Source organism: Baekduia sp. Peel2402 (assembly GCF_052567285.1).
On record NZ_CP199582.1, the window covers coordinates 4,806,653 to 4,832,698 of the forward strand.

General features: G+C 74.6%; 25 protein-coding genes. 11 read left to right on the forward strand and 14 right to left on the reverse strand.

Translation table 11 applies throughout. The features are described from left to right. Position 1 precedes the first annotated feature (1 nt). Positions 2–703 carry a metallophosphoesterase gene (locus ACT01A_RS23520; protein ID WP_445149541.1) on the reverse strand — a complete coding sequence of 234 codons (702 nt, stop codon included), beginning with the start codon at positions 701–703 and terminating at the stop codon, positions 2–4. 77 nt (positions 704–780) lie between these two features. Here ACT01A_RS23520 and ACT01A_RS23525 point away from each other — a divergent pair, with 77 nt between their 5' ends. Then, entirely contained in the window at positions 781–1,554 is a 774-nt protein-coding gene (locus ACT01A_RS23525; protein ID WP_445149542.1) for a DUF2267 domain-containing protein, read from the forward strand. A gap of 18 nt (positions 1,555–1,572) precedes the next feature. Here the strand turns inward: ACT01A_RS23525 and zwf are convergent, their stop codons facing one another. After that, on the reverse strand, positions 1,573–3,048 hold the full coding sequence (gene zwf / locus ACT01A_RS23530; protein ID WP_445149543.1) for a glucose-6-phosphate dehydrogenase: 1,476 nt from the start codon (positions 3,046–3,048) through the stop codon (positions 1,573–1,575). Between the two features lie 42 nt (positions 3,049–3,090). On the opposite strand from zwf, the gene ACT01A_RS23535 reads away from it, so the two are divergent. Beyond that, positions 3,091–3,897: a hypothetical protein gene (locus ACT01A_RS23535; RefSeq protein WP_445149544.1), complete on the forward strand. Its 807-nt coding sequence runs from the start codon at positions 3,091–3,093 to the stop codon at positions 3,895–3,897. Here ACT01A_RS23535 and clpB read toward each other — a convergent pair whose 3' ends face one another. The 5 genes from clpB to dnaK are packed head-to-tail and all read right to left on the reverse strand — an operon-like array spanning position 3,898 to position 10,239. Further along, complete coding sequence (clpB, locus tag ACT01A_RS23540; protein WP_445149545.1) at positions 3,898–6,567, reverse strand: ATP-dependent chaperone ClpB; 2,670 nt, start codon at positions 6,565–6,567, stop codon at positions 3,898–3,900. A 4-nt stretch (positions 6,568–6,571) separates the two neighbouring features. Continuing rightward, on the reverse strand, positions 6,572–6,856 hold the full coding sequence (locus ACT01A_RS23545) for a chaperone modulator CbpM (RefSeq protein ID WP_445149546.1): 285 nt from the start codon (positions 6,854–6,856) through the stop codon (positions 6,572–6,574). Further along, positions 6,853–7,851 (reverse strand): DnaJ C-terminal domain-containing protein, encoded by a 999-nt coding sequence (locus ACT01A_RS23550; protein ID WP_445149547.1) that lies wholly within the window; start codon positions 7,849–7,851, stop codon positions 6,853–6,855. Before ACT01A_RS23550 ends, ACT01A_RS23545 begins: the two co-directional genes overlap by 4 nt. Further along, on the reverse strand, positions 7,851–8,333 hold the full coding sequence (locus ACT01A_RS23555) for a nucleotide exchange factor GrpE (RefSeq protein WP_445149548.1): 483 nt from the start codon (positions 8,331–8,333) through the stop codon (positions 7,851–7,853). Before ACT01A_RS23555 ends, ACT01A_RS23550 begins: the two co-directional genes overlap by 1 nt. Next, the gene (gene dnaK / locus ACT01A_RS23560) at positions 8,326–10,239 is read right to left on the reverse strand and encodes a molecular chaperone DnaK (RefSeq protein ID WP_445149549.1); all 1,914 of its coding nucleotides are present in this window, start codon (positions 10,237–10,239) and stop codon (positions 8,326–8,328) included. The genes ACT01A_RS23555 and dnaK overlap by 8 nt, the downstream gene beginning before the upstream one ends. A 129-nt stretch (positions 10,240–10,368) precedes the next feature. Between dnaK and ACT01A_RS23565 the strand changes: the two genes are divergently transcribed. Genes ACT01A_RS23565 through ACT01A_RS23585 form a run of 5 tightly spaced genes read left to right on the forward strand, consistent with a single transcriptional unit; the run spans position 10,369 to position 14,303 of the window. After that, entirely contained in the window at positions 10,369–10,908 is a 540-nt protein-coding gene (locus tag ACT01A_RS23565; RefSeq protein WP_445149550.1) for an Hsp20/alpha crystallin family protein, read from the forward strand. Between the two features lie 9 nt (positions 10,909–10,917). Continuing rightward, the gene (trxA, locus tag ACT01A_RS23570) at positions 10,918–11,376 is read left to right on the forward strand and encodes a thioredoxin (RefSeq protein ID WP_445149551.1); all 459 of its coding nucleotides are present in this window, start codon (positions 10,918–10,920) and stop codon (positions 11,374–11,376) included. Further along, positions 11,319–12,320: an ornithine carbamoyltransferase gene (locus ACT01A_RS23575; protein ID WP_445149552.1), complete on the forward strand. Its 1,002-nt coding sequence runs from the start codon at positions 11,319–11,321 to the stop codon at positions 12,318–12,320. The genes trxA and ACT01A_RS23575 overlap by 58 nt, the downstream gene beginning before the upstream one ends. Continuing rightward, on the forward strand, positions 12,320–13,093 hold the full coding sequence (locus ACT01A_RS23580) for a sigma 54 modulation/S30EA ribosomal C-terminal domain-containing protein (RefSeq protein ID WP_445149553.1): 774 nt from the start codon (positions 12,320–12,322) through the stop codon (positions 13,091–13,093). The genes ACT01A_RS23575 and ACT01A_RS23580 overlap by 1 nt, the downstream gene beginning before the upstream one ends. A gap of 7 nt (positions 13,094–13,100) precedes the next feature. Then, positions 13,101–14,303 carry a cation:proton antiporter gene (locus ACT01A_RS23585; protein ID WP_445149554.1) on the forward strand — a complete coding sequence of 401 codons (1,203 nt, stop codon included), beginning with the start codon at positions 13,101–13,103 and terminating at the stop codon, positions 14,301–14,303. Here ACT01A_RS23585 and ACT01A_RS23590 read toward each other — a convergent pair. Beyond that, a complete protein-coding gene (locus ACT01A_RS23590) occupies positions 14,273–14,884 on the reverse strand; it encodes a hypothetical protein (RefSeq protein WP_445149555.1) in 612 nt (203 codons plus the stop codon). The two genes, ACT01A_RS23585 and ACT01A_RS23590, sit on opposite strands and share 31 nt — an antisense overlap. 40 nt (positions 14,885–14,924) lie before the next feature. Here ACT01A_RS23590 and ACT01A_RS23595 point away from each other — a divergent pair, with 40 nt between their 5' ends. Then, positions 14,925–15,185, forward strand: coding sequence for a UBP-type zinc finger domain-containing protein (locus ACT01A_RS23595; RefSeq protein ID WP_445149556.1), 261 nt, complete (start codon positions 14,925–14,927; stop codon positions 15,183–15,185). Positions 15,186–15,201: 16 nt separating this feature from the next. On the opposite strand, the gene ACT01A_RS23600 is transcribed toward ACT01A_RS23595, so the two are convergent. The 4 genes from ACT01A_RS23600 to ACT01A_RS23615 all read right to left on the reverse strand — a co-directional run bounded on the left by ACT01A_RS23600 (position 15,202) and on the right by ACT01A_RS23615 (position 20,307). Beyond that, positions 15,202–16,857: an FAD-dependent oxidoreductase gene (locus ACT01A_RS23600; RefSeq protein ID WP_445149557.1), complete on the reverse strand. Its 1,656-nt coding sequence runs from the start codon at positions 16,855–16,857 to the stop codon at positions 15,202–15,204. 73 nt (positions 16,858–16,930) lie between these two features. Continuing rightward, positions 16,931–17,725: a sigma-70 family RNA polymerase sigma factor gene (locus ACT01A_RS23605; protein ID WP_445149558.1), complete on the reverse strand. Its 795-nt coding sequence runs from the start codon at positions 17,723–17,725 to the stop codon at positions 16,931–16,933. Positions 17,726–17,894: 169 nt separating this feature from the next. Beyond that, entirely contained in the window at positions 17,895–19,262 is a 1,368-nt protein-coding gene (locus tag ACT01A_RS23610; RefSeq protein ID WP_445149559.1) for a hydantoinase/oxoprolinase N-terminal domain-containing protein, read from the reverse strand. Then, positions 19,249–20,307 carry a DUF917 domain-containing protein gene (locus ACT01A_RS23615; RefSeq protein WP_445149560.1) on the reverse strand — a complete coding sequence of 353 codons (1,059 nt, stop codon included), beginning with the start codon at positions 20,305–20,307 and terminating at the stop codon, positions 19,249–19,251. The genes ACT01A_RS23610 and ACT01A_RS23615 overlap by 14 nt, the downstream gene beginning before the upstream one ends. Before the next feature lie 6 nt (positions 20,308–20,313). On the opposite strand from ACT01A_RS23615, the gene ACT01A_RS23620 reads away from it, so the two are divergent. The 3 genes from ACT01A_RS23620 to ACT01A_RS23630 are packed head-to-tail and all read left to right on the forward strand — an operon-like array spanning position 20,314 to position 22,660. Next, positions 20,314–21,816 (forward strand): PucR family transcriptional regulator, encoded by a 1,503-nt coding sequence (locus ACT01A_RS23620; RefSeq protein ID WP_445149561.1) that lies wholly within the window; start codon positions 20,314–20,316, stop codon positions 21,814–21,816. 57 nt (positions 21,817–21,873) lie between these two features. Next, the gene (locus ACT01A_RS23625) at positions 21,874–22,224 is read left to right on the forward strand and encodes a PRC-barrel domain-containing protein (protein ID WP_445149562.1); all 351 of its coding nucleotides are present in this window, start codon (positions 21,874–21,876) and stop codon (positions 22,222–22,224) included. Positions 22,225–22,231: 7 nt separating this feature from the next. Further along, entirely contained in the window at positions 22,232–22,660 is a 429-nt protein-coding gene (locus tag ACT01A_RS23630; protein WP_445149563.1) for a hypothetical protein, read from the forward strand. Here ACT01A_RS23630 and ACT01A_RS23635 read toward each other — a convergent pair. Together ACT01A_RS23635 and ACT01A_RS23640 are read right to left on the reverse strand one after the other, a co-directional pair. Continuing rightward, positions 22,603–24,846 (reverse strand): EAL domain-containing protein, encoded by a 2,244-nt coding sequence (locus ACT01A_RS23635; RefSeq protein ID WP_445149564.1) that lies wholly within the window; start codon positions 24,844–24,846, stop codon positions 22,603–22,605. The genes ACT01A_RS23630 and ACT01A_RS23635 overlap by 58 nt on opposite strands. Before the next feature lie 60 nt (positions 24,847–24,906). After that, the gene (locus ACT01A_RS23640) at positions 24,907–26,010 is read right to left on the reverse strand and encodes a LuxR C-terminal-related transcriptional regulator (RefSeq protein ID WP_445149565.1); all 1,104 of its coding nucleotides are present in this window, start codon (positions 26,008–26,010) and stop codon (positions 24,907–24,909) included. Positions 26,011–26,046: the final 36 nt, after the last annotated feature.

Genomic DNA, 26,046 nt, shown 5'->3' on the forward strand with positions numbered 1-26,046 from the left:
GTCACACGACTTCGGCGAGGACCCGGGTCTCGGCCTCGCGCGCGTGGAGGTCGGCGATGGCGAACCGGCCGTCGGCGATGCTGCCGGGCGCCACGACGAGCGTCCGGCCGATCAGCTCCGTCGTGGGCTCGCCGCCGCAGACCACGAGCCGCGCGCGATGGGTCGCGACGAGCTCGGCGACGACCTCGCTGCCGGGAACGCCGCGGCCCTTGTGGGCGGGCGGGGTGGCGAACAGCAGCACGAGCTGCTGCCCGCCGAGCTCGTCGAGGATCCGCAGGCGGTGCTCGGCCTCCCAGCGCGGGTAGCGCAGCGCGGCGACTTCCTCGCGGGCGGCGTCGGGGTCGTCGTCGATCGTCCCGCCGAGGCCCGCGAAGATCACGTGGCCGTCGGGCGCCCACGCCGCGGTGCCATGGACGCCGTGGACCGTCGGGTGCACGATCTCCACGTCGTGGGCCTCACGCAGGTAGTCCGCCACCGGCGCGTCGCCGGGGCCGGGCACCCAGAACGTGGGCAGCCCGCCGGCGCCGAGCGCGCGGAACAGCGCGCGGTGGCCGGCGCGGCTCCCGTCGACGGTGAGGTCGCCTACGAGCGCGACGGCGTCGGCGCGATGGTCGGCTGCCGTGTGCAGCACGCGCTCGACGGCGTCGACGTGGCCGCGCGGCTCGGCGAGGCAGAGGATCCGGTTCAGGTTGTGCGTGGACATCGCTCCTTGCCCTAGGCCGCCGTCGCCGGCGGTCAACTCGCTTGGCGGGACGCCCGCGCGGCCTACGGGCGTTGCCGATGGACGACCTGGCTTTCATCGACCTGGTGGCTACAGAGACACACCTCGCGCGCGAGGACGCCGAGCGCGCGGTCCACGCGACGCTGCAGACGCTCGGCGAGCGCATCGACCGCGGGCTGGCGCGCCGGCTCGCCGCCTCGTTGCCACCCGCGATCGCGCCGTGGATCGCCACGACGACGCCCGCCGAGGGCTTCGACGCCGACGCGTTCGCCGAGCGTGTCGCACGTCGCGCCGGACTCGACGACGCGGTCGCCCGCCGCGCGGCGTCCGCCGTGCTTGACGCGGTCGCCCGCGCGGTCTCGCAAGAGGAGTGGGAGGACCTGGTCGCCGAGCTGCCCGCCGGCTACGCGCCGTTGATGCCGCGCGGGCGCTGGGTCGACGTCGCCGACCTGGAGGAGCTGCTGCGGCTGGTCGCCGAGTCGACCGGGCTGGACCGCGCGGGCGCCCGTCTCGCCCTCGAGGCGACGCTCGAGACGCTGGCCGAGCGGATCGACGGCGGCGAGGTGGACGACCTGATCGAGCGCCTGCCGCCGGAGCTGCACCCGGCGCTGCGTCGCGGCCGTGAGGCCTCCGGCGGCCGGGCGACGCGGATGCCGCTGGAGACCTTCGTGCGCCGGGCCGCGCAGCGCGAGGGGATCAGGAGCCTGCAGGAGGCGGCGCGCCATCTGCGCGCGGTCTTCGGTGCGCTGCGCGCGACGCTCGGCGACGAGCTGCTCGACGTCAAGGCCCAGCTGCCCGAGGACTACGTCCGCGCGCTGGCCCTCGCGCCCTGAGCTGAGCGCGACGCACGGTCAGATCCGCCGCCACTCGTGGCCGGGGCGCAGCACGCGCGCCGCCGCGTCCGGCCCCTGCGACCCGGCCGCGTAGCGGGCCAGCGGCGCGCCGTCGTCTGCCCACGCCTCCAAGACGGGATCGCAGATCCGCCACTGCGCCTCGACCTCGTCGTGGCGCGGGAAGAGCAGCGGGTCGCCGCGCAGGACGTCGAGCACGAGCCGCTCGTAGGCCTCCGGCGACTGCGAGGGGAACTCGGCGCCGTAGAGGTACTGCATCAGCACCGGCCGAACCCGCATCGCCCGGGTCGCGCCGGGGACCTTGGCGGCGAGCGTCAGCGACACGCCCTCGTCGGGCTGGATCTCCAACACGAGGTGATTGGGTTGAACGCCGATCGAGCCCTGCGCGGCGAACGCGAGGTGCGGCACCGCCTTGAGCGTCACGACGACCTCGGTCGCCTGGCGGGGCATGCGCTTGCCCGTGCGCAGGTAGAAGGGGACGCCGGCCCAGCGCCAGCTGTCGACCTCCAGCCGCAGCGCCGCGTAGGTCTCGGTCTGCGATCCGGGCGCGACGCCCTCCTCCTCGCGGTAGCCCCGCACCGGCTCGCCGCCGACCACGCCGGCGTCGTACTGGCCGCGGACCGCCGCGGACGGCGACGGCGGCGTGATCGCCTGCAGCACCTTGGCCTTCTCGTTGCGCGCCTCGTCGGCGGTGAAGTGCACCGGCGGCTCCATCGCCACCAGCGAGAGCAGCTGCAGCAGGTGGTTCTGGACGATGTCGCGCAGCGCGCCGACGCGGTCGTAGTAGCCCGCGCGCGTCCCGATCCCGAGCTCCTCGGCCGCGGTGATCTGGACGTGCTCGACGAAGTTGCGGTTCCAGACCGGTTCAAAGAGCTGGTTGGCGAAGCGCAGCGCCAGCAGGTTCTGGACGGTCTCCTTGCCGAGGTAGTGGTCGATGCGGAAGACCTGGCGCTCGTCGAAGACCGCGAGGATCCGGCGGTCGAGCTCGCGCGCGTCCTCGAGGCTGGAGCCGAACGGCTTCTCGACCGCCAGCCGCGCGTCGGCGCCCGCGGCGCGGTGCAGGCCGTGGGCGCCCAGCGCCTCGACGATCGGGCAGAAGAACGCCGGAGCGGTGGAGAGGTAGAAGCAGCGGTCCAGCGACGCGCCGTGCCGGTCGTCGAGCTCGCGCAATCGCCGACCCAGCTCCGCGTAGGTGATTGGGTCGGAGAAGTCGCCGTCGAGGTAGCGCAGGTCCTCGATCAGCGCGCGCAGCAGCGCGGGGTCGGGCGAGCGGCGCGCGCCCACGCGGATCGCCTCGGCCGCCAGGTCCTGGAACCCGGCGTCCCCGAGCGGCTCGCGCGCCACGCCGACGACGTACAGGCGAGCGGGCAGCGAGCCGTCGTGGGCGAGGTCGTAGACGGCCGGCAGCAGCTTGCGCCGCGCGAGGTCGCCCGTCGCGCCGAAGACGACGAGGACCGCGGCCGGGACGGAGGACATCGGTCCCTTGCAGTAGGACGGGCATGGCCTAAGACCAGGGGCGTGATCGTCCACCTCGTCACCGACCGGCCGCTCGAGGACGACGACGGCGAGGGGACCGACCTCGTCCGGCGCCTGGCGCTCGCCTTCCCCCGCGTGGCCATCGAGGTCTGCGCCGTTCCCGCGGGCGACACGCTGGCGGCGGGGTTCTGCGTCGCGCAGCTCGCGTGCGCCGGCGGGCCGGACCGGCGGCTGGTCGCGTGCTGGGTCGGGGATGACCCGGCCGCCGTCGCGCCCGGGCCGTGGCCTGAAGGCGCCGGCGCGCGCCTGTGCGTCGGGCGCGGCGCCGGCGGCACGCTGATCGTCGGCCCCAACGCCGGCTGGTGCTGGTCGCTGGCGCTGCCCGACCTGCGCGGGCTGTGCTTCCTCGACGTGGCGCCCGCGGGCCGCGACACGTGGGGCGGGACGCTGGCCACGGCGGTCGCGCACGCGCACTGCTGCCACCCGCACGTGCTCGCGGGCGTCGTCGACCGCGAGCACGTGCCCGCCCCGCCGGTGGCCGCCGTCGCCCACGTCGACCGCCACGGGACGCTCAAGACCACCATCATCGGCCTGCCCGCGCGGCTCGGGCAGACCGTGGACGTGCGGATCGGCGCGATCGCCGCTCCCGCGCTGGTCAGCGATGACGGCACCGCTGAGCCGCGGCCGTCCGAGGGCGAGCTGCTGCTGGCGCCCGCGACGTCGCAGTGGCCCGCCGCGGCGGACCTCGGCCCGCCGCGCTACGCGGAGCTGCGCGCGGTCGGCGGCAGCGCCGCCGACCGCTTCGCGCGCCCGCCGACCGGCACGCCGATCGCGGTCACCGACGCCTGATCACGCCGCGGCGCCGACCGGCCGTGCGCCGTCGTCGCGCGACGTCGGCTCGCGGTCGTCGGGGTTGGCCCACGTGACGAGCAGCTCGCCGTCGTCGACGTCGAGCCGGATCGTCGCCCCGTCGCGGATGTCACCGGCCAGCAGCGCCCGTGCGATGCGCGTCTCGACGTCGCGCTGGATGTAGCGGCGCAGCGGCCGGGCGCCGTAGACGGGGTCATAGCCCTGCTCGGCGATGTGGCGGCGGGCGGCGTCGCTGAGCTCCAGCGCCATCCGGCGGTCGGCCAGACGCCGGCGGACCGCGTCGATCTGCAGCTCGGTGATGTGCTCGATCTCATCCAGCGTCAACGGCTTGAACAACACGATGTCGTCCACGCGGTTGAGGAACTCGGGCCGGAAGTGGCCGCGCAGCTCGCCCATCACGCGCTCGCGCGCCTCCTCGGCGATCTCGCCCTCCTGGGTCATCCCGTCGAGCAGGTGCATCGAGCCGATGTTGGAGGTCATGATCACGACCGTGTTCTGGAAGTTGACCGTGCGGCCCTGCGCGTCGGTCAGCCGGCCGTCGTCGAGGATCGCCAACAGCGTGTTGAACACGTCGGGGTGGGCCTTCTCGATCTCGTCGAACAGCACCACCGAGTAGGGCTTGCGGCGCACCGCCTCGGTCAGCTGGCCGCCCTCCTCAAAGCCGACGTAGCCGGGAGGCGCGCCCATCAGGCGGCTGACCGTGTGGCGCTCTTGGTACTCGGACATGTCGAGCCGGACCATGCTGTCCTCGGAGTCGAACAGCGTCTGCGCCAACGCGCGCGACAGCTCGGTCTTGCCGACGCCGGTCGGCCCGAGGAAGAGGAACGAGCCGATCGGGCGGCGCGGGTCCTTGATCCCCGACCGCGCGCGGATGACCGCGTCGGCGACGAGCCGGACCGCCTCGTCCTGGCCGATGACGCGTTCGTGCAGGACCTCGTCGAGGCGCAGCAGCTTCTCGCGCTCGCCCTCGACCAGGCGTGCGATCGGGATGCCCGTCCAGCGCGCGACGACCTCGGCGATCTCCTCGTCGGTCACCTCCTCGCGCAGCAGGCGGGTGCCGGCGCCCCCTTGCTTGTCCTCCAGCCGCTCCTCCTCGGCGCGCAGCCGCTGCTCGAGCTGGGGCAGCTTGCCGTGGCGCAGCTCGGCCGCGCGGTTGAGGTCATAGGCGCGCTCGGCCTCGTCGATCTGGCGGCGCACCTCCTCGAGCTCGGCCCGCAGCGCCTGGAGCTTCTTGATGGCGTTGCGCTCGGCCTCCCATTGCGCGGTCATCGCGTCGGCCTGCGCGCGCAGGTCGGCGAGCTCCTTGCGCAGCGCCTCCAGGCGCTCCTGGCTGGCCGGGTCGGTCTCCTTGGTGAGCGCGGCCTCCTCGATCTCCAGCCGCACCGCGCGGCGGGTGATCTGGTCGAGCTCCTGGGGCATCGAGTCGATCTCGGTGCGGATCACCGCGCAGGCCTCGTCGACCAAGTCGATGGCCTTGTCGGGCAGGAAGCGGTCGGTGATGTAGCGGTGGCTGAGCGTCGCGGCGGCGACCAGCGCGGCGTCCTGGATGCGCACGCCGTGGTGGACCTCGAAGCGCTCGCGCAGCCCGCGCAGGATCGAGATCGTGTCGGGCACCGAGGGCTCGTCGACGACCACCGGCTGGAAGCGGCGCTCCAGCGCGGCGTCCTTCTCGATGTGCTTGCGGTACTCGTCGAGCGTCGTCGCGCCGATGCAGTGCAGCTCGCCGCGGGCGAGCATCGGCTTGAGCATGTTGCCGGCGTCCATCGACCCTTCGCCGCCGCCGGCCCCGACCACCATGTGCAGCTCATCGATGAACAGCAGGATGCGTCCCTCGGCGGCCTTGATCTCGGTCAGCACGGCCTGCAGGCGCTCCTCGAACTCGCCGCGGTACTTCGCGCCGGCCAGCAGCGACGAGAGGTCGAGCGAGAACACCGTGCGGTCGCGCAGGCCCTCGGGGACGTCGCCGCGGACGACGCGCTGGGCGAGCCCTTCGACGATCGCGGTCTTGCCGACGCCGGGGTCGCCGACGAGCACCGGGTTGTTCTTGGTCTTGCGCGAGAGGATCTGGATGACGCGGCGGATCTCCTCGTCACGGCCGATGACCGGGTCCATGCGGCCCAGGCGCGCCTCGGCGACGAGGTCGCGGCCGTACTTCTCCAGCGCCTCGTAGGAGGACTCGGGCGTCGCGCTGGTCACGCGCTGGCTGCCGCGGACCTCGGTCAGCACCGACAGGAAGCGGTCGCGGTCGACGCCGTGCTGCGCCAGCAGCCGGCCGGCGCCGGTGCGCGAGCCGTCGGCGACCATCGCCAGCAGCAGGTGCTCGACCGAGACGTAGTCGTCCTTCAGCCGCGAAGCCTCCTGCTGGGCGTCGTCGAGCAGCAGGCCGAGCGCGCGCGAGATGGACGCCTGGCCGCCGCCGGCGCCGCTGACGCGGGGCCGGCGCTCCAGCTCCTGCTCGACTGCGGCGCGCAGCACGCCGACGTCGACGTCGGTCCGCGCCAACAGCCGCGGCACGAGCCCGTCGGGCTGGTCGAGCAGCGCCAGGAGCAGGTGCTCGACGTCGACCTCGGTGTGCCCATAGCGCAGCGCCTTGGTCTGGGCGTCGTGCAGGGCCTCCTGGGACTTCTGGGTCAGGCGTTCGGGATCCATCAGGTCACCTCGGACGGGAGCGGTCGAGTTGCGCTTGGAGGTCGTCGATGCGCGCCAGCAGCTCGCACGCCAGCACGGCGCCGGCGTAGTCGAGGCCCAGGTCGCGGCGCAGGCGCGCGGCCCGCGCCAGCAGCGCCGGCGCGGCGGGAGAGTAGGTGGGGCGGACGAGGCCGAGCCGCACGAGCCGGCGTACGACGGCGGGGTGCAGGCCGGACTCGCGGGCGAGCCGGTCGATCGCGCGATCCTGCGTGACGGCCGTGGCGCGGACCTCGAGGACGGTCATGGTCATGCCGCCGCGCTCCGCGGGTCGAACCCCTCCGAGACCTCGGCGAGGTTCTGATAGGCCTTCTTCTCGTCGCGCTTGAGCTTCTTCTGCACGACGATCTTCACGATGGCGTACAAGTCGCCCTGCTCTCCGCGCGGGCCGGGCATGCCCTGGCCGGCGAGCCGCAGGCGGCGGCCGCTGGACGAGCCGCCCGGGACCTTGACCGTCGCGTCGCCGTCGAGCGTGGGGACCGGGACCTTGGCGCCGAGCGCCGCCTCCCAGGGCGCCACCGGCAGGTCGACCTCGAGGTCGCGGCCGTCGAGACGAAAGCGCGGGTGCGGTTGCAGCCGGACGCGCAGGAAGAGATCGCCGCTGGGCCCGCCCCCGACGCCTGGGGCGCCCTGGCCCGCGAGCCGGATGCGCTGGCCGTCGCGCACGCCGGGCGGGATCGTGACCTCGTAGTCGCGGCCGTCGTCGAGCGTGAAGCGGCGCTTGCCGCCGCGTGCGGCCTCTTCCAGCGTCAGCTCGATCGTCGCCTCGTGGTCGCTGCCGCGCAGCGAGAACCCGTCCTCGCCGTCGCTGCGCCGCTGCCGGCGGCGGCCGCCACGGGAGGGGCCGCGGCCGCCGCCGAACAGGCTCTCGAAGAAGTCGCTGAAGTCGGCGTCGCCGCCGGTGCCGAAGTCGAAGCGGACGTCGCCGCCGCCGAAGTCATCGCCCCGCCCGCCCGCGCCGCCCGGCCCGCCGCCACCGCCGCCACCGCGGAACCCCTCGGCGCTGGTGACGTCCTGGCCCGCGCGCCAGTTCGGCCCGAGCCGGTCGTACTGCGCGCGCTTCTCGGCATCGCGCAGCACCTCGTAGGCCTCGGAGATCTCGCTGAAGCGCTCCGAGGCGTCGGGATCCTTGTTGACGTCGGGGTGGTTCTCGCGCGCGAGGCGCCGGTAGGCGCCGCGGATCTCGTCGGCGCTCGCGCCGCGCGGCACGCCGAGCACCTCGTAGTAGTCGCGGTAGCCGACGGCCATCACTCGGCGCCGTCGTCGCGGGGCCGCTGCGCCACCGCCACCAGCGCGGGGCGCAGCACGCGGTCGCCGCGCACGTAGCCGGGCCGGATCACCTCGACCACGGTGCGGTCGGGCACGTCGCCCGCCGGCCGGACGGCGACGGCCTCGTGGCGCTCGGGATCGAACGCGTCGCCGACCTCGCCGACACGCTCGACGCCCTGGCGAGCGAGCGTGGACTCGATCTGGTCGCGCACGGCCCGCAGCCCGTCGCTGACGGCGCCCTCGCCGTCTATGGCGAGGGCGCGGCCGACGCTGTCGGCGACCTCCAGCCAGTTGCCGATCAGCGCGTCGGTCCGCTCGGCGACCAGCCGGTCGACGTCCTTGGCGGTGCGTTTGCGGTAGTTGTCCAGGTCGGCCCGCGCGCGCTTGAACCGGTCGTCCAAGCGCGCGACCTCGGCCTCGAGCTCCGCGGTCCGGGGCGGATGCTCTTGCTGCTCACTCACGGGTGAACTCCGCGTCGACGACCTCGTCGTCCTCGGCCGCCGCCGCGCCACCGTCGCCGTTGCCCCCGCCGTTGCCCCCGCCGTTGCCGCCGCCGGTCGGCGCGGGCTGCTGCGCCGAGGCCGGCAGCGCGTGGACGAGCTGCTGGAGGTCGGCGATCATCGGCCGCACGCGGTCCAGCCCGGCCTGCTCGGAGATCGCCTGGCGCGCGTCGGCGACGAGCTGCTCGGCCCGCGCCTTCTCGTTGACGGGCAGCCGGTCGCCCAGCTCGGAGACGAGCTGCTCGACGCGGTAGGCGAGCGAGTCGAGCTCGTTGCGCGCGTCGATCTCCTCGCGGCGTCGGCGATCCTCCTCGGAGTGCTGCTGAGCTTCGCTGACCATGCGCTCGACGTCGGACGGGTCGAGGTTCGCGCTCTCAGAGATCGTGACCGTCTGCTCCTTGCCGCTGGACACATCCTTGGCCGACACGTTGAGGATGCCGTTGGCGTCGAGGTCGAACGTGACCTCGATCTGCGGCACGCCGCGCGGTGCCGGCGGGATGCCCTCCAGGCGGAAGCGGGCGAGCTGGCGGTTGTCGGCGGCGAGCTCGCGCTCGCCTTGCAGCACGACGACGTCGACCGCGGTCTGGTTGTCCTCGGCGGTGCTGAACGTCTCGGTCCGCCGCGCCGGGATCGTCGTGTTGCGCTCGATGACCTTGGTCATCACGCCGCCCATGGTCTCCAGCCCGAGCGACAGCGGCGTGACGTCGAGCAGGACGACGTCCTCGACCTCGCCCTTGAGCACGCCCGCCTGGATCGCCGCGCCGAGCGCCACGACCTCGTCGGGGTTGACCGTCATGTTGGGGTCCTTGCCGCCGGTCAGCCGGCGCACGAGGTCCTGGACGGCCGGGATCCGCGTCGAGCCGCCGACCAGGATCACCTCGTCGATGTCGTCGGCGCTCAGCTTCGCGTCGCTCAGCGCCTGCTCGACCGGGCCACGCGTGCGCTCGATCAACTCCTTGGTCAACTGCTCGAACTGCGCGCGCGTGACCGTCATGTTGAGGTGCTTGGGCCCGGACGCGTCGGCGGTGATGAACGGCAGGTTGACCTGCGCCTGGGTCGAGGACGACAGCTCGACCTTCGCGCGCTCGGCGCCCTCGTAGAGGCGCTGCAGCGCCTGCGGGTCGGTGCGCAGGTCGATGCCCTGGTCCTTCTTGAACTCGTCGGCCAGCCAGTCGACGATGCGCTTGTCGAAGTCGTCGCCGCCGAGGTGGCCGTCGCCGCTGGTGGAGCGGACCTCCACGACGCCGTCGCCGACGTCGAGGATCGACACGTCGAAGGTGCCGCCACCGAGGTCGAAGACCAGCACGGTCTCCGAGCCCTTCTTGTCCAGGCCGTATGCCAGCGCGGCCGCGGTCGGCTCGTTGATGATGCGCAGGACCTCGAGACCGGCGATCTTGCCGGCGTCCTTGGTCGCCTGACGCTGGGCGTCGTTGAAGTACGCCGGGACGGTGATGACCGCCTCGGTGACCTTCTCGCCGAGGAACTTCGCGGCGTCATCGGCCAGCTTGCGGAGGATCAGCGCCGAGATCTCCTCGGGCGCGTACTCCTTGCCGCGGACCTCGAACCGGACCGCGTCGTTGGGGCCCTTGACCACCTTGTAGGAGACGATCTTGCTCTCCTCGGAGACCTCGTCCCACTTGCGCCCGACGAAGCGCTTGGCCGAGTAGATGGTGGCCTCGGGGTTGAGGATCGCCTGGCGCTTGGCGACCTGCCCGACGAGCCGCTGCCCGTCGTCGGTGAACGCCACCACGGACGGGGTCGTCCGCGCGCCCTCGGCGTTCGGGACGACCTCCGCGTGCCCGCCTTCCATGGTCGCGGCCACGACGGAGTTGGTGGTGCCCAGGTCGATGCCGACGGCCTTGGCCATCGTCGCTCCTCCTCGTTCGCTGGCAGGTCCTCGTTTCATGCCTTCACCTAGGGCGGCGGATGGGCTTGGCAAGGGCGGGCCGCGGCCTAGGAGCCGGGGCACCGGCAACGACGCTTGAAGGAGAACCCCATGGCCGTGCTCGTACGACGCCACAACGGCGGGCGCAACCCGCAGCGCATGCAGCCCGTGCAGCGCTACCAGCCGTTCCGCGAGCTGGAGGAGATCCAGCAGCAGACCGCCCAGCTGCTGGAGCAGATGATGGGCGTGCCGCCCGAGGTCGTGCGCCCGTGGATCCCCGACGTCGACATCGAGGAGACCGACGACGCCTGGATCCTGGAGGCCGAGCTGCCCGGTGCGCGCGCCGAGGACGTGCACGTCGAGGTCGACGAGGGCGAGCTGACGATCCGCGGCGCGATCGCCGAGCGCGAGCGCCAGGGCATCCTGCGCCGTCGCACCCGCCGCGTCGGCGAGTTCGAGTACACGGTGACGCTGCCCGGCCTGAGCGGCGACGTCGAGCCCGACGCGCGCCTGCACCACGGCGTGCTCGAGGTCCGCGTGCCCAAGCCCGAGCAGGCCAAGCCCCGCCAGGTCCAGATCCGCGAGGGCGACACCGGTGAGGCGAGCGACAGCGGCACCGGCAGCGGCAGCGGCAGCGGCTCGGGGAGCTGACCGCCGGCCATGCCCGCCACGGCCGTCGTCGTCTGCCCGCACTGCGGGCGCAAGAACCGCATCGCGCCGCGCGCCGAGGGCATCCCGCGCTGTGGGAACTGCCACAACGCGCTGCCGTGGGTGGTCGACGCGACGCCGGCCACCTTCGACGAGGAGACGCGGGCCTCGATCCCGGTGCTCGTCGACTTCTGGGCGCCGTGGTGCGGGCCGTGCCGGATGGTCTCGCCGGCGGTGGAGCGGCTTGGGGTCGAGCTGGCCGGGCGCCTGAAGGTGGTCAAGCTGAACACCGACGAGGCGCCCGAGATCGCCGGGCGCTTCGACGTCCAGGGCATCCCGCTGCTGGTCCTGCTGCGCGACGGCGCCGAGGTCGACCGGCGCGTCGGCGCCCACCCCGAGGAGGCGCTGCGCGCGTGGCTGACGCCGCGGGTCGGCAGCGCGCCGGCACCGGCGTCGTCGGCCACCGCATGAGCGCTCCGGTGATGATCGACTGGCCGTCCGACCTCCTGCGGGCGACCGACCTGACGCGGGTCGCGCTCGACGAGCTGCTCGGCCTCGCCGGGCGGATGAAGGCCGAGCCCGCCGGGTGGACCGGCGCGCTGGCCGGCGCGGCGCTGGCCTGCTTGTACGAGGTCCCCACGACCCGCGCCGGCCTCTCGGCGCAGGTGGCGGCGCACCGGCTCGGGATGGAGCCGGTCACGACGCGCCCCCAGGACCTCGACCCTGAGGAGGAGCCGCTGGAGGACGTCGCGCGGATCCTGTCGGGATGGAGCGCGGCGATCCTCGTCCGCGACCTGCCCGACCGCGACCTCGCGCGGCTTGCCGGCGCCGCGACCGTCCCGGTGGTCAACGCGCGCTCGCCCGAGCACCATCCGTGCCAGGCGCTGACCGACGTCTTCACCATGCGCGAGCACTTCGGCGAGCTCGACGGCCGCGTGCTCGCCTACGTCGGTCCGGCTAGCAACGCTGCGCGGTCGCTGATGGCGATCGGCGCGTTGGCCGGCATGACCGTGCGCGTCGCCGCGCCGTCTGAGAGCCGCCCCGCGCCCGAGGACGTCACCGCGGCCGCGCTCATGGGCGAGCTGCACGGCGGCCAGGTCGAGCTCGTCGACGATCCGCAGCAGGCCGTGACCGGCGCCGACGCGATCGTCACCGGCCCGTGGCCACGGCCCGCCGACCCGGCACAGCGCCGACGCCTGCACGACCTGCTGGTGCCCTACCGCGTGACGCCGCCGCTGGTCAAGCGCGCGTCCGCGCAGGCGATCGTTCTGCACCACCTGCCCGTCCACCGCGGCGAGGAGATCCGGGCGGCGGTGATCGACGACCGCCAGACCGTCGTCTGGCGCCAGGCCGCCAATCGCGTGCCGGTCGAGCAGGCCATCGTGTACGCCTTGAGCGGCGGGGGAGAGGGCTGATGGACGTCGAGGTTCGCGCACCGGACGTGCCCCCGCGGCTCGTCGAGCAGATCCGCCGGCGCGCCGCCGGCCTCGAGCGGCTCGTCGACGACCCGCCGCCGGAGGTCCGCCTGACCGTCCGGCCGGGACCGGCGCGCTCCGGCCCGCACGCGCGGCGGCCGTTCGTCGCCGACGCCAGCGCGCCCGACCACGGCCGCGTCCTCGCCGCCCACGCGCTCGGGCCGACCGCGATCTCCGCGGCGTCGGCGGCCCTGGAGCGCCTGCGCCGCCAGCTGCGCCGCGCGCGCGACAGCGAGGTCGCGCTGCGCGACGAGCCCCGCGTGATCGCCCGCGGGATCGCCGACCTGCGCCGCCTGGAGCCCCAGCGCCCCGACCTCCCGCACAAGCCGCCCGAGGAGCGCCGGATCGTCCACCGCCGCACCTACTCCGAGGAGCCGGAGTCGACGCTCTCGGCGATCGCCGACCTGCTCGACGACGACCAGGAGTTCCGGCTGTTCGTCCACGTGGCCACCCGCGAGGACGTCGTCGTGCACTGGCGCGACGACGGACGCGTCGGCCTGCTGCACCCGCAGGGCAGCGCGCTGGCCGGCGAAGGGCCGCCGGTCGTGCCGGAGCCCAGCCGGTACTCGCAGCCGCTGTCGCTGGCGACCGCGCGCGCCGAGATGGACGTGCTCGCCCACCGGTTCCTGTACTTCATCGACGCTGACGACGGACGCGGCAAGGTGCTGTACCTGCGCTACGACGGCGACTACGGGCTCGTCGAGCCGGGCTGATCGCGGCGTGCACGACGCGGCGCCGGTCTACCTCCAGCTCGGTGCCGCCGTGCTCGCGCTGGGCCTGGGCGCGCGCGTCGCCGCGCGCCTCAGCGTCTCCCCGATCCCGCTTTACCTGATCGCCGGCCTGGCGATCGGCGCCTTCGACGTGCCGGCGCTCGACGGCGAGGTGGTGCGCTTCGCCGCGGGGTTCGGCGTGATCCTCTTGCTGTTCCTCATCGGTCTGGAGTACAGCGCGGAGGAGCTGACCATGCACCTGCTCCGCCATCGCCGAGCCGGCGTCCTGGACGTGGTGCTCAACGTGCCGCCGGGGATCGTCGTCGGCCTGCTGCTGGGGTGGGATCCGGTGGCGGCCGTGGTGCTCGGCGGCGTGGGGTGGGCGTCGTCGTCGGGCATGGTCGTCAAGGCGCTGGGCGACCTCGGGCGCCTGCGCTGCCCCGAGACGCCGGCGGTCGTCTCGGTGCTGGTGACCGAGGACCTGGCGATGGCGGTGTTCCTGCCGCTGGTCGCGACGCTGCTGGTCGGAGGCGGCGTGGCGGCGAGCCTGGGCTCGGTCGGGATCGCCATCGTCGCGATCGCCGCCGCGCTGCTCGGCGCGTCGCGCTTCGGCGACCGGCTCGGGCGGCTGCTCGCCCACCACTCCGAGGAGGTCGTGCTGCTGTCGGTGCTCGGCCTCGTCCTGCTGGCCGCCGGCGTGGCCGAGACGCTGCAGGTCGGCGCGGCGATCGGCGCGTTCCTGGCGGGGATCGCGCTGTCGGGCGAGGTGGCGACGCGGACCGCGCCGCTGCTCGCGCCGATCCGCGACTTCAACGCCGCGCTGTTCTTCCTGTTCTTCGGCCTGCAGGTCGACACGGGCCGGCTGGCGTCGGTCGCCCTGCCGGTCGCCGCGCTGGTCGTCGTGACGGTGCTCACCAAGTCGGTGACCGGCTGGCGCGCCGCGGCGCTGACCGGCGTCGGGCCGGAGGGACGGGCGCGCGCCGCGGCCGCGCTGCTGCCGCACGGCGACGTCGCGGTGGTCCTCGCCGGGTTGGCCGCGACCGCGGGCATCGAGCCCGACCTGGCGCCGGTCGCGGCCGCCTACGTGCTGGTGATGGCGATCGCCGGAGCGCTGCTGATGCGCTGGCCGAACGCGCTGCTGCGCGGCGCCGCGCTGCTGGGGCGGGGCGAGCCGCCGCCGTCTCAGCGCGCGGCGACCGCGGGGCGGACGTGACGGCGGCCGCCGACGTGCTGCTCGTGGTCGTCGGTCACGACGTCGGCCAGCGCGCTGCGCCAGCCGAGCATGTCGCCGGGGCCGGGGTCGAGGACCTGCTTGGCGGCCAGGAGGTCGGCGCCGGGCATCAGCGCGGCGACGTGGCGGACGACCTGTCCCGCAGGTTCGCGCCGCACGCTGCTGAAGATGTAGGCGTCGACGTCGCCGGTGGAGCGGTGGAGGGCGTCGGCGGCCGTGGGGTCGACGCACCAGACGACGTGCGCGCCGCGCGCCCGCAGCGCCTCGGCGGCGAGCGCCGCGGCCGCGTCGAAGACGATGACCAGGTCGTCCGCGCGCACGAGCTGCTGGGCGAGGTCGCGCAGCCACGCGTCGACGTCGAGCGCCGCGGCGTCCAGGCCTCCGCCGGCGCGCAATCGCTCCTGCAGCGCGCGTGCGTCACCGCGGCCGCGCGGGGAGGCGGACGCGCACCAGACGTGGCGTTCGCCGAGCTGGTCGGCGGCGCGCGCGCCGGCCCAGGATCGGATCCGGGACGCGCGGGAGGAGGTCGGAGGGTCGAAGCGCTCGATCGTCAGGCGGGGCATCGCCCTGGGAGCTAGGACGGCGCGACCTACTGACAAGGACATGGCCATCTTCTGCCGTCACCTGACGATGATCCGCCCCGTCGGCCCGCGCACGCCGCAGGGCTGCGAGGAGTGCCTGCGCATCGGATCGCCGTGGGTGCACCTGCGCCTCTGCCTGACCTGCGGCCACGTCGGCTGCTGCGACTCCTCGCCGATGCGCCACGCGCGGGCCCACGCGCTGACGATCGAGCACCCGATCGTCCGCTCGCTCGAGCCCGGCGAGGACTGGCGCTGGTGCTACGTCGACGAGACGTTCGTGTAGGACTCGGGTCGAGGGGTCAGCGCAGCGTGCCGAGGTGCTCGTGCACCAGGCGCACGGCCATCGACCCCTCGCCGACCGCGGAGGCCACGCGCTTGATCGAGCCGCTGCGTACGTCGCCGACGGCGAGCACGCCCGGCCGGTTGGTCTCCAGCAGCAGCGCGTGCCGGCCCTCCTGCTCGCACTCGGCGCCGGTGACGACGTAGCCGCCGTCGTCGAGCGCGACGACGCCGCGCAGCCAGTCGGTGTGCGGCTCGGCGCCGATGAACACGAACAGGGCCTGCGCGTCGAGGCGGTCGCGGGCGCCGGTGTGCCGGTCCTCGACGACGACGGCCTCCAAGCGGTCCTCGCCGAGCAGCTCGCGCACCTCGCTGTGACGGCGGATACCGACGTTGGGCAGGCCGCGGATGCGGTCGGCCAGGTAGCGCGACATGTTGACCTCGAGGTCGTCCTCGCGCAGCACGAGCTCGACCTGGGTGGCGTGGCGGGCCAGGAACGTCGTCGCCTGCCCGGCCGAGTTGCCGCCGCCGACGACCACGACCGGCGCGCCCGCGCACCACTGCGCCTCCATCTGCGTCGCCGCGTAGTACACGCTGTTGGCCTCGAAGTCCTCCAGGCGTGGCACCGGGAGCTTGCGGTAGCGCGCGCCGGTGGCGATCACCACCGAACGCGTCTCGAGCGCCTGGCCCGACTCCAGCCGGATCACGTAGTGGCCGTCGGAGCGGTCCAGCGCGACCGCCGTGGCGGGCACGGCCAGCCGCGCGCCGAACTTCCGCGCCTGGATCGTCGCGCGCTCGGCCAGCTCGGCCCCCGACAGGCCGGCGGGGAAGCCGAGGTAGTTCTCGATCCGCGACGACGTCGCGGCCTGGCCGCCGGTCGCGACGGCGTCCAGCGCGACGGTGGCCAGGCCCTCCGAGGCGCCGTAGACGGCAGCCGCCAGCCCGGCCGGTCCCGCGCCGACGACGACGAGGTCGCAGACCTCGACGGCCCCGGAGAGGTCGGGCAGCCCGATGGCGTGGGCCAGCGCGTCGGGCGTCGGATTGCGCAGGACCTCTCCGTGCCAGAGGACGACCGGCGTCTCCTGGGGCGAGACGCCGAGCCGTCGCAGGAGATCCTCGGCCGACGCGTCCTCCTCGAGGTCGATCCAGCGGTGCGGCACGCGGTTGCGCGCGCAGAGGTCGCGCAGCTCGCGCGCCTGCGGCGAGTAGCGGGAGCCGACGATCTTCAGGCCGGCGCCGAGGCCGATGAGGATCTCGCGGCGGATCAGGTAGGCGCGCAGGATCAGGTCGCCCAGCGCGCTGTCACGGGTCGCCAGCTCGTGCAGCCGGTCGACCGGGACCTCCAGGACGCTGCCCGCCTGATGGACCACCGCGGTGAAGAACGCGGCCTGCCCGGTGAGCATCCCCAGCTCGCCGAGGAAGCGGCGCGGGCCGTGGACGGCGATCAGCCGCTGGTCGTCGCCTTCGCCTTGGACGATCGCCACCTCGCCCTCCAGGACGACGATGAAGTCATAGTCCTCGTCGCCCTCGCGGAACAGGACGTCGCCCGTCGTCGTCGGTCGCTTGCGCCCCACTGGCTCCAGGCGCGCGAGCTGCTCGTCGTCGAGCCGCGGGTAGGCGCCGTCGTGGTCGGGCGTCTCGGGCAGCGGGGTCGCGGAGTCGGCGCGCGCGCTCATGTCCGTCGTGCGGTAGACCGGTCGCCGTCCGCGACAAGGGCGGCGGGACGAGCAGCTCCGGTTCGCGCGTCGCTCAGGCCGCCCAGTCGCAGGTCTCGCGGAGCTTCTCCAGGGCGCCCTGCTCGATCTGGCGCACGCGTTCGGCGCTGACGCCCAGCTGCGCGGCGATCGCGCGCAGCGTTCGTGGTTCGCCGTGCAGGCCGTAGTGCTCGGCCAGGATGTTGCGCTCGCGCACGGTGAGCAGGCCGAGAGGCTCACCGAGCCGATCGGCCGCGTCGCGCGACGGGATCCGCTCGAACGGGTCCTGCGCCGTGGGGTCGCTGAGCATCTCGCCCAGCGCGCTTCCCGTGCCGCTGTCGGCGAGGACCGGCTCGTCCAGGCCGCGCGGCGAGCGCTCGGCGGCGAGCAGGAGGCCGAGGTGCTCGGGCCCGAGGCCGGCCGCGGTCCCCAGCTCGGCGGCCGACGGCGAGCGGCCCTCGTCTTGGGAGAAGCGGCGCTCGGCGGCGCGGATCCGCGCCAGCTGACGCAGCGCACGGTCTGACAGCACGACCGGCCAGGTCAGCTCGGCGACCAGTTGCTGCATCGCCTGGCGGACCCAGAACGAGGCATAGGCCCAAAACGGCGTCTCACGCTCGAGGTCGTAGCGATCGACCGCGCGCAGAAGCCCGACCACGCCCTCCTGCATCAGCTCGGCGTGGTTGACCCCGCGGGCCCCGTGGTAGCGGTGGGCGACGGAGCCGATCAGCGGCATGTAGGCCTCGACGAGCTCGGTGCGCCGGGGGCTGTCGTGGGCCTGGGCGGCCCGCAGCAGCGCCGGCTCGTCCGGTCGGCCTGCGCGATGACGGGGCGTCTCGGAGATCGTGGTCATGGAGACGACGATGCCCGCCCCGGAGGGTGCCGCCGTCGTCGTCGGCGTCGGTCTGCGCCCGGTTCTCTGTGAGGGGTGCACAGCTCTCGCCGCGGAGGTCAGGCAATCGGTGTTCCCCGGCTGACCGGCGATCGCCGCAGGAGGATCCAGGCTGGCCTGGGCATCGCGCCTAGATGCACGGTCCCTCCGCGCGTGCGCGGATGCGCAGCGCGGGCGCGACGAGGTAGCCGAGCGGCATCTGCTCGACCTCGACGACGTGCACCCGCTCCGGGTCGGCGCCGGCGTGGATCGCCGCGCGCCGGGCCCGGGCGATCGCCGCCTCGGCCCCCTGGCCCTCGTGCTCGCAGAAGACCTCGACCTGCCCGGCGACGGACGCGCGTGCCGCGCCGATCGCCCCGGCGACGCCGGCGTCGGCCGGGACGACGACGTCGATGCCCTCCATGTCGGCCAGGCCGGCCGCGACGTCCTGCGCGCCGGTGCCGATCGCCACGACCGTGGCCTGACCGCGCAGGACGCCGGAGCGGTCGAGCGCGTCGCGCAGCGCGGCCGGGCGAGCGGCGCCCGGCGCGGCGCCGCCGGCCAGCCGCAGGACCTGCGGGCGCCGCATGGTCGTCCGGACGCCCGCCGTCTCGGTGATGTCGTCGGGCTCCTCGCGCAGCACGCCGCCGGCCAAGACGCCGATGTCGGTGCGGACGCCGTCGTCGTCGGCGACCACGCCGTCGGCGACGCCGCTCATCCACATCGCGCCGTTCATCGCCAGCGCGGGCCCGTTCCCGAGCATCCGGCCCGGGTAGCGCGCCGCGTGCTCCAGGACCATCGCCGAGCCGTCGTTCTGGGTGAGGAACGGCTCGGCCCTGATCCCGCGCTCCTCGAGCACGGCCAGCAGCGCCGCGGCCAGCACCCGCGCGGGGCCGACGAGCGCCGCGTTGAGCGCCGTGGCGTTCTCGCGCTCCAGCAGGCCGAGCGAGCCTATCTCGTGCCCCAGCGAGACCGGCACGGCGGGCCCGAGCTCGCGGTGGACGAGCTCGGCGACGGCGAGCTCGTCGTCGGCCGCGATCGGCGAGAAGACGCCGACGACCGCGACGGCCTCGGCGAGGTCCGAGACGGCGTCGAGGAACCGCAGGACGGCCTCGACGTCCAGCGGCGTCGCGCTGCGGCCGTCGTACTCGGCGCCGCCGTCGACGATCGTCGCGCCGGCCGAGATCGCGCCCCGCAGCGCGGCGGGCCACGTCCACAGCGGCGGGACGGCGCCGGTCAGCGGGCCGCCGGCCCGGATCACCGCGACGCGCGTCAGGCCGCGCCGCTCGCGCAGCGCGGTGGCGACCCAGTCGCTGCCCAGCGTCACGCGCGTGGCCGCCGGCAGCGGCCGCCCGAGGTCGTCGGCCAGCGCGTCGAGCGCGCCGGCGCAGCCCGTGCACGGCGACGCGGTGGACGGGCGGCGCGCGCTCGCGCACCGCCGGCCGTGCGCGTCGAGCAGGACGGCCTCGACGCCGGTGGTGGCGGACAGCAACCCGGCGATCGCCTCAACCGGGGCCATCGCGCGCCTCGCCGCCGGGGATCTCGCCCGCGTCCAGCGCGAAGCCGGCCCGGGCGGCCAGCGCCCGGCCGCCGGGAGTGTGCCAGATCGGCGCGGCCTCGAGCACGAGCAGGCGGACGGCCTGACCGTCGCGCAGCCGCTCGACCAGCAGTGGCGTCCCCGACTCCGCGTCGACCAGCGCGAGCGCGTCGGGCGCGGCGGCGCGCGCCTCGCCGTCCTCCAGCGCGAGCAGGATCTCGCTCTGGGCCTCCAGCCGGATCCGCCGCGCCCCGCCGTCGAGCGTCGCCGAGATGCTGATCGCGCCGCCCGCGACGCGGCGCTCGACCTCGCCGATGCGCCCCTCGGCCAGCACGCGGCCGAGGCCGTCGGGGTCGGCGCCGCGCGCGACCGCGCCCGAGATCGAGCCGAGGATCGCGCACCGCTGCGCGTCGCGCACGGTCAGGCAGGCGACGGCCAGCGCGCAGACGCCGCCCATGCTCGCGGCGATCCGGCGCGCGAGCCGCTCGGCCCATGCGTCGTCGGCGGCGTCCAGCACCACCGTGTTGCCGCGGCCGTCGGTCAGGATCGCGGGCGTCGCGCGGACGCCGCCCAGGCCGGTGGCCATCTGCGTCAGCGACGGGAACGTGCCGCCCATCGCGTCGGCGTCCAGCAGCGGCAGCCCGAGCCGGGCCGCCCAGGTCGCGCAGACGAGGCCGTTGCCGCCGCCGATCGAGTACGGCATCAGCGCGACGACCGCGTCGCCGAACCGCGCCTGCGCCGCCATCTGCAGCGCGCGGCCCTCGTCCCCGCTGAGGAGGCGCTCGGCCGCCGGTGAGCCCAGGAGCCCGCAGGGCATCACGAGCCCGTGCGGCGGCAGGTCGCCCGGGTCCACGACGTCGACCGGGCCGTGCTCGGCGACGGCGCGCCGCGCCATCGTCAGCGGGACGAACGTGTCCCCGCCGCCCCCGGCGCCGAGCAGCCCGCAACCGCGGGCGAGGTCGCGCAGGGTGCGGTCCTCCAGGCGCATCGAAAGGTTCTCCTTGATGGGCGGCTCTGCGCGTAGCATAGGCGCGTGGCCTCGCTCGATCAGCTCGTCGGGTCACCGACGGTCGGCTCCTCGCTGAGCTGCCTCGCCATCGGTGAGGGAACGAGATCGGTCGCGAACGTCGCGCTGATGGAGGACGTGTCCGACCTGGAACGGGCCCCCCGGGACGCGATCGTCCTGCTGACCCGCGCCGCGTCGGCGCTGGCGGGGAGCTATCGGCTCGACGTCGCGCTGCGGATCGCGGCGAGCGCCGGCGTCACCGCGCTGGTCCTCTGCGGACCGGCCGTCGACGACGTGACCCCGACCGCCGGCCCGCTGGCCGACCGTCTCGGCGTCGGGCTGTTCGGGGCCGCCGCCGGGGTCGACATGGCGGTGCTCGCGGTCGCGATCGGCCGCGAGCTGAGCGGCGACGCCGATGCGGCGCTGCTGCGCGCGCACACCGCGATGCGCGCGATCCACGCCCACCCGTCCGACGGTGCGCCGGAGGCGATCGCCGAGCGCGCGGGCGCCGCGCTGGGCGTCCCGATTCGGCTGGTCACGCGGCGGCCGTCCGCGGGCATGATGGCTGCCGTGCGCGGCCACGGCCAGCCCGAGGCGTGGCTGACCGCCGAGCGGCAGGAGGGCGATCTCGGCCTGGCGCTGGAGCTCACGCTGAGCATCGCGTCGGCGTGGACGTGGCAGGCGCTCGAGCGCTCGCGGCTCGCCGCCAGCCTGCCGCTGCAGTCGCGCGGGGCGATCCTCGCGGAGCTGCTCGTCGCGCCACCGGTCGCCCACGACGCGATCGCCCACCGCGCTCGCGCGCTCGGCGTCCCCATCGACGGCTGGCACGTGGCGGCCCGCCTGGACTTCGAGGAGCTCGCCGACGACGAGCGGCACGACCCGATCGCCGCCGACCATGCGCGCCAGCGGCTGGCGGCGTCCGCGGTCCACGCCCTGCGCGAGGCCGACGCCGAGTGGCACACCTGCCGCTCCGGCGCGGGCGCGATCCTGCTGCGCAGCAGTGCGGGCGACCCGGGCGCGGCGGGGGTCACCGGCGTCGCCCGCGCCGTCGAGCGCGCGTTGGCGACACGGCGCGACGCGCTGCCGATCACGCTCGTGCACTGCGGCGTGGGCGGCGCGTACCAGGGCCCGAGCGGCCTGCTGGCCTCCGCCGCGGAGGCCAAGGCGGCCGTCGCGGTCGCGCGGACCTCCAAGCGCCCCTGGACCGTCGTGGCGTTCGACCGCGCGGGTCTGCGCCGCGGGCTGGTCGAGTGGTACACCTCGGACACGGCGCGCGACGCGGTCGCGACGGTGCTGGCGCCGTTGGTCGAGCTCGGCGGGCCACGCGCCGACCGGCTGATCCGGACGCTGCACGTCTACCTCGACCAGCAGTGCTCGCTGACCCGGACCGCCGAGGTCCTCGACCTGCATCGCAACACCGTCTCCTACCGCGTCAATCAGATCTTCGCGCTGTTGGACGTCGACGTCGAGAACCCCGACGACCGCCTTCTCCTACAACTCGCCTGCCGCGGGCGCGATCTGGCGACCTGACCGTCTGCGCGATCTTGCGCTTGCCCGCGCGCGTCTGGGCCTAGTTCCACGGAGACCATGGACCTCGGGCCGCGCATCGCCTTCCCCGCCCTAGCCGAGGGCACCCCCGTTTATGACCCCGGCGGTCGCCGCGTCGGCGTCGTCGACGAGGTCCTGATCGAGCCGCCGGGCGGCATCTTCGAGGGCGTGGTCGTCCACACCCTGCCGCTCCCGGGCCGCCACCTCCACGCGCCGCCCGACCAGATCGCCGAGATCCACCGGGGCGGCGTGCTGCTGTCGGTCGGCGCCGACGAGCTGCCCGAAGAGGTGGGCTGGCGGCACCGCGATCGCGACCGGACCCCATCGCCTGAGCCTCCGCTCCAGCGCTTCGCGCGCCGCGTGCTGGACCGCCTCGGCGGGCGTAGCTGAGGAAGCCATGGAGATCGAGATCGGCGACCACCCTGACCGGCTGCCCTCCGCGCAGTGCATCCGCTTCGCGGCGGGCCGGGCGCGGCAGGCGCCGGCGGGCGTGGGCGCTTTCGTCACGGAGAGCCGGGTCGCCGGCGACCGCCACGAGTGGACCGTGGCGATCAGCGACGGCCACGTCTGGTCCTACATCTACGTCTGGGGCGCGGGCCTCAGCCGCTGGACCCACGTCAACCCAACGCTCGTCGCCCGTGCCGTGGAGGCGGCCGTGCCGCGCCGTGTCCCGCCGGGGGACCGGATCGGCGGCTTGCGCCGACGCGGCCCCGTGCGGGTCACCCCGGCGTCCCTGGGCATCACCGGGCAGGCGCGAGGAGACGGGCCTCAGCCGGCGCCGAGCACGTCCGCGACCGGCGCTGGCCGGGCGATCGCGAAGCCTTGAGCGCAGTCGACGCCGAGTTCGCGGAGCAGGTCCATCGTCGCGGCGTCCTCGACGCCCTCGGCGACGGTCCGCTGCCCAAAGCCGCGGGCCAGCGAGACGACCGCGCGCACGACCTCCTGGCTGGCGGTGCTCTCGGTGAGGTCGCGGACGAACTCGATGTCGATCTTGAGGTCGTCGATTGGCAGGCGCTTGATGTAGATGAACCCGCCGTAGCCGGTCCCGAAGTCGTCGAGCGCCACGCGACAGCCCAGCGCGCGCAGCCGCGTGATGAACCACTCGGCCGCGGCCGAGTCCTGGACGAGTGCGGTCTCGGTGATCTCGAAGGCCAACAGCGCGGGATCGGCGCCGGTGCGGCGCAGCTCGGCGCCGATGACGTTCAGGAGGTCGGGGTTGCCCAGCGAATGCGCCGAGAGGTTCAGCTCCACCGGGTGACCGCGCGCGGCATGGCCGATCCCTTGCCGGGCGACCCACTGGTCGATCTCGCCGATGAGGCCGAAGCGCTCCGCGGTCGGGAGGAACTGGCCCGGCGCGAGCAGCGTCCCGTCCTCGTCGCGCAGCCGGATCAGCAGCTCGTGCTGGACCGTCGCGCCGCTGGCGAGATCCACGATCGGCTGGGCGTGCAGCTCGAACCGGTCTTCGGCCAGCGCGGCGCGCAGGCGCCCGATCCACGAGATCCGTTCGAGCTGGCGCTCCAGCTCGCGCTCGCGCGCCTTGCGCTCGGTGATGTCCTTGAAGACGACGACGGTGCCCCGCACGCCGTCGGCCGTCTCGAACGGCGCCGCGGTCACCTCGACGGGCAGCTCGGTCTCGTCGCGGCGGGCGAAGTCGTGCTCGTCGCTGCGAACGGCGGTGCCGTCGAGCCGCGGACCGCCCACGATGTCGTGCATGACCTCGCCCTCCAGCTCGAACGAGCGCCAGCCCAGCAGCTCCTCGCCCGCGCGGTTGAGGTACATCAGCCGGCCCTCGACGTCGAGCGTGTAGAGGCCCTCGCCCATGTTGTCGGTGATGGCGCGCTGGTAGTCGGAGGCGGCGCGAAGCTGCCGCTCGGTCTCGATCTGGGCCGAGATGTCGACGCAGACGCCGACGATGCCGGCCAGCGTGCCGTCGAGGTCGTGGAACAGGGCGGCACGGATGTAGCCGGGGAAGGTCGAGCCGTCACGGCGCGAGACCGCCAGCTCGCCCTCCCACTGCCCGGCGCGGCGGATCTCGTCCAGGACGCCGGCCACCGAGCCCGGCTCGCCCGCCACCGTGGTCAGCTCGGCGATCGGACGGCCGATGGCCTCCTCGGGCTCCCAGCCCAGGGCGCTCTGCGCGCCGCGGTTCCAGTGCGTGATGACGCCGTCGAGGTCGGTGGCGACGACCGTGACGTCGACCGCGTCGAGCAGGTGCGCCTGCAGGTGGATCTCCGCCTGCGCGCGGCAGCGCTCGGTGACGTCCTGCATTGTGCCGCGGACGCCGTAGCGCTCGTCGCGCTCGTCGCTGAGCGCCTCGATGCGCATCTCGGCGATCCGCAGCGCGTCGCCGCGGCGGTAGCGGTGCACCAGCTCGCGCGGCTTGCCGTCGGCGCGGGTCGCGTCGGCGACCTCGAACAGGCGTTGGCCGTCGGGGTCGGCCAGCCGCGTTCGCGCCTCGGCGATGGCCTGCGGATCCTGGTGGGGTGGAAGGCCCAGGAGGCGGAACAGCTCTTCCGACCACCGCGCCTCGCCGGTCCGGTAGTCGACCTCGAAGCTGCCGATGTCGGCCATGCGCTGCGCCTGGCGCAGGCGCGCCTCGGCGGCGCGCAGGCGCTCGCGCTCGCAGTGCTCGCCGGTCGTGTCGCGCAGAACGGCGGCGAAGCCCGCGACGCCGCCCCCGGCGGTGACGATCGCGGAGGACGTGACGCTGGCCGGGAAGCGCGCGCCGTCGCGGCGCTGGAACGTCAGCTCCCAGCGCGCCGAGCGCTCGGCCATCGACGCGGCGAACATCTCGGTGATGCGGGCGACCTGGTCCTCGGGCCACCACGGGTAGGGCGGCTCGAGGCCCAGGATCTCGCCGCGGTCGTGGCCCATCATGGTGCACAACGCGTCGTTGACCTCGACGATCCGCCCCTGGCCGTCGGACAGCACGAGGCCGTCGGGCAGTGCGCGCATCAGCGCCTCGGCGTGCGACCCGTGCCCGGGCGCGAGCTCCTGGCCCGTGAACGTCATCCCTCACAGGATCGGCGCGACCGGCCGCGGTGCTCTATCGGGCGATCGGCGGATCTTGCGTCACTCGATGAGGCCCGCGCGCAGCGCGTAGGCGACCGCTCCTGCGCGGTCGCCGACCCCGAGCTTCTCGTAGATGTGCTCGAAGTGCGTCTTGATCGTCGACGGGCTCACGAAGAGCTGCCGAGCGATCTCCGGCCCGGAGCGTCCCTCGGCCGCGAGCCGCAGCACCTCCAGCTCGCGGGGTGAGAGCGTGCGATCGGTGAGCTGCGCTCGTCGGCGCGACAGGAACGCGCCGACGTCGCGCCCGATGACGCCGAGCGTGCGCTCCAGGCTCGGCGTCCCGGCCCGGCGATCGGTGCTGTAGAAGGTCAGCACGGCGAGCGGCCCGTCGTCGGTCAGGGCGGGCACGGCGACGCCGGAGACCAGCCCGAGCGCGCGCGCCGCGTCAGGCCGGCCGAAGCAGGGATCGGCCGTCATCTCGGCGACCACGACGGGGCGGCCGTGCTCCCACGCGCGGCCCGGTGCGCCCTCACCCGCAGCGAACTCCATCGCCCGGGTGGCGAGCTCGAACGGCGTGGGATCGGTGGCGCTCACCGTTCCTGGGGACGTCCAGAACGCGCGGCAGACCAGCCGCCCGCGGAGCTCGTCCCAGGTCCAGAGCGCGCCGTGCCGGTAGTCCAGCGCCTCCCCGAGGCGGGTGAGGAGGCCCATCATCCCGTCGTCGAAGGTGTCCCAGTCGCGCAGCGCGACCGAGACGGCGTGATGCGCCTGGAGCTCGCGCTCGGTCAGACGCAGCTCGGTCACGTCCTGGGCGGCGCCGATCCAGCGCACCGGCCGGCCCGTGCGGTCGCGCTCGATGCGGCCGATCGCGCGCAGCTCGCGGACGACCCCGTCGGGGCGGACCACGCGGTAGGCGATCTCGATGCCCTCCGGCGGGAAGCTGTCGGGGCGCTGCACCACCGACTCCAACAGCGCCGCCACGTACCCGCGGTCGGGCTCGGGCACCGAGCGGAGCACCAGCTCGGGACCGGCCGGCACCGACTGCGGCTCGAGGCCCTGGATCCGGTACATCTCATCCGACCACGTCGCCTCGCGCGTGATCAGGTCCCACGACCAGCCACCGATCGAGGCGAGCTGCTCCACGTCGGCCAGCAGCGTCTCCATGACTGAGCGATGGTCCGATTGCGACATTGGCACGGG